This window comes from Pseudomonas emilianonis (genome assembly GCF_023072625.1).
Taxonomy (GTDB): Bacteria; Pseudomonadota; Gammaproteobacteria; order Pseudomonadales; family Pseudomonadaceae; genus Aquipseudomonas; species Aquipseudomonas paraveronii.
Genome location: NZ_JAKNRV010000582.1, coordinates 1 through 2,125, shown reverse-complemented (window position 1 = coordinate 2,125; position 2,125 = coordinate 1). Strand labels below are relative to the sequence as shown.

Genomic DNA, 2,125 nt, shown 5'->3' with positions numbered 1-2,125 from the left:
CCAGGGCGCGGGCGCAGCTCACGCGCTGGCGTTGGCCGACCGACAGCGCCGCCGGCTTCTTGGCCAACTGATCGCTGATCTCCAATTGCTCGGCCAGGCGCGCCACGCTGCCATCGTCCTTTAACCCCAGCAATTGCCGGGACAAGGCGATATTGCTGCGCACATCGAGAAAACCCAGCAAACCGCCGGTTTGCAGTACATAACCGAGGTGCCGGCTGCGCAGGTCGGCCAAGGCGGTCTGCCGATCGGCGCGCCACAAGCCGCCGATGTCGGTCTGATTGAATTCAAACCGGTCCACCTGATCCGGTGCGAGCACCAGGGCCAGCAGGTCGAGCAAGGTGCTTTTGCCACACCCGCTCGGCCCGACAATCGCCACTTGCTCACCCGCGCGCAGGTGCAACGCCGGAATCGCCAGGCTATAGCGCTGGCTACCGACGCCCCGGCTCTTGTGGACCGCGTTCAGGTTCAGCATTACGGCAGCGTCGACAAGGGCACGCGGTACAACGCATCGCCCGGCTCGGCATCGCCGAAACGGACCCAGTTGGCCACGTCATTGTGGAAGGTTTCATAGAGGCGGATCTTCGAATCCAGCTCGTCGATAAAGTCTTCCTGCTCGGCCACGCTCAACGACAGCCATAGATCCTGGGTCATGTTCAGCGACTTGCTGCGGTACGGCAGGCCTTCCAGGTATTCGCCGAGAATGCCGCCATCGGCCAGATTGCCGCCCTTGCGCAGGGCCTGCGGGTCGCGGCTCATATAGGCCGAGGCGCTGGCGATTTCCTGGAAGAAGTCTTTGGGCGAGGTCTGGGTTTTGCGGGCGGCGTCGACGATCAGTTTCAGCGACTGCTGCAGGTCGTTGAGCTGCAATTTGGTCAACATCACGCACACCTGGAACGCCGGCAGCGCCGGGTTGGTCAGGTCGCGGTCGGCGGTCCAGGCGCTGACCAACTGCGGCGCCTGGCTTGCAGTTTTGCGCCCAAGGAAGTCCATGTGCATGGCGTAGCCGACGGCGGCGGATTTATCCGCCAGGCTCGGCGCGGCACTCAACAACGGTACCGGCTGCGGCGTGTCATTGCGCACCTGATGCACAAGGTTGGCGAACACCGTGCCGATCTCATCGACGCGCTCGCCCAACTTGCGCACATCGCCACCCGGCACCGGCGTGTACAGGTCGCCGATCTGCGGGTTGGCGTCGGCGGTGAGGATGCGGTACTGGCTTTCGGCGCCGCCATGGGTTTTCTTGCCAGCATCGGTGCGCAGGTGCAGGGCGTAGATCTTGATCTGCTTGCCCAGCGCCGCCTGGCGCACTTCTGCTTCGTTCATCTGGGTGGCGGCGAACGGGTCGTTCTTGCGCAGCGCGCCAGCGTCGGTGACCAGCAAGATCAGACGGCCGCCATAGCCAGACCAGTCCATGCCTTCCACCGCCTGCATCACTCCGGCAAACGCGTCCTCGTTGAAAGAATGACTGGACACGCTGGACGCCCTGACCTCACGCGCCAGGTCGAGGAAGCGCTGCGGGTCGCGGCCCTGGTCGAGGGTGATCAGAGTCTTGGCCACGTATTCCAGGCCTGGGGTTTTCTTGATGCTGCTGCGAAAACCCACCAGGCCGAAACTGACGCTGTCCAACTCGCCCCGTTCGGCGATGCGGGTTTGCAGTTCGTGGACCACATCGCGGATCTGGTCGATATACGGCTGCATCGACACGGTGGTGTCGACCACCAACACCACGGCGGTGCGGAAGGCATCAGCGTTGGCGTTGATTACCGGGGTCGCGGGCTTGGCGAGCGCGCGGTTGCCGGGGTCGATGGACGCAACGTTGAGCAACTGCACCGGCTGGCCGTTTTCGTCGAAGCTCTCTTTGGAATCGAAGATCGGCAACAGGTAGAACTGGTTCTGCGGCACGGCGCTGGCGGCCGGTTCCAGGGCCAGGACCTGGCCGTTGTCGTCGCGGTTGTTCTGCGCCTTGGCCAGCACGCCTTTGGCGGCGGCGGGATCGGCCAGCAGCTTTTCCACTTCGCCGGATTGGCGCAGGAACATAACCGGCGCCCGGCCGGAACGTTCGGTGAACTTGAGCACCAGGCTTTGCTTCCAGTCGCTGACCTGGGCGGCCGGCAACCAGCCGTCG

2 protein-coding genes are annotated in these 2,125 nt (G+C 64.1%); both read right to left on the bottom strand.

Translation table 11 applies throughout. The annotated features are described in order from the left end of the window. On the bottom strand, positions 1-472 hold a 472-nt coding region (locus L9Z73_RS29640), incomplete at its 3' end, for an ATP-binding cassette domain-containing protein (RefSeq protein WP_247408451.1). Continuing rightward, the coding region (locus L9Z73_RS29635; RefSeq protein WP_247408450.1) for a vWA domain-containing protein at positions 472-2,125 on the bottom strand (1,654 nt) is incomplete at its 5' end. The genes L9Z73_RS29640 and L9Z73_RS29635, both read right to left, overlap by 1 nt.